Below are 723 nucleotides of genomic sequence, written 5' to 3' on the forward strand. Positions count from 1 at the left end.
TGTACCCAAGATTGGCAAAACGTGCTCAATCAATACTCACCCGAGCCCCTCACCTACACTCGCGTTAACTTCAATGACCCACTCTTTGTGTTGTATTCATCCGGTACGACAGGTAAACCCAAATGCATCGTGCACTCGGTCGGAGGCACCATTCTGAATCACGTCAAAGAGCATCAACTGCACTGCGATATTCAACCGAACGATCGAGTTTTTTACTACACGACCTGTGGTTGGATGATGTGGAATTGGCACGTTTCCGCCCTTGCAAGCGGAGCGTGCTTAGTCATTTTTGACGGTAGCCCTGTTTATCCTTCTCACAAGGTACTGTGGAACCTTGCTCAAAATGCTGACGTGACCTTGTTTGGCACGTCGACTAAATATCTAGAAGCGATTGAAAAAGCACAATTCTCACCGAAAAGAGCCGATGCTTTCCCCGCACTCAAGACGATTTGCTCAACTGGCTCTGTACTTTATCCTGAGCAATTCGATTACGTTTACGAGCACTTAAAGGAAGACGTACATTTAGCGTCCATTGCTGGGGGCACAGATATTTGCGGATGCTTTGTATTAGGCAATCCGATATCACCAGTCTATCGAGGAGAATGTCAATCCGCAGGCTTAGGCGTTGATGTGCAAGTATTTAATCCACAAGGTCACAGTGTCGTAGGTGAACGAGGTGAGCTGGTTTGCACCAATTCACTGCCAAATTTTCCTTCTGGGTTC

At 47.0% G+C, this 723-nt stretch carries 1 protein-coding gene; it reads left to right on the forward strand.

From position 1 onward, the window contains the following. The coding region (locus tag R7040_RS26335) for an AMP-binding protein (RefSeq protein WP_318097557.1) at window positions 1-723 on the forward strand (723 nt) is incomplete at both ends.

The sequence above is a fragment of the Vibrio sp. 1069 genome, assembly GCF_033340555.1.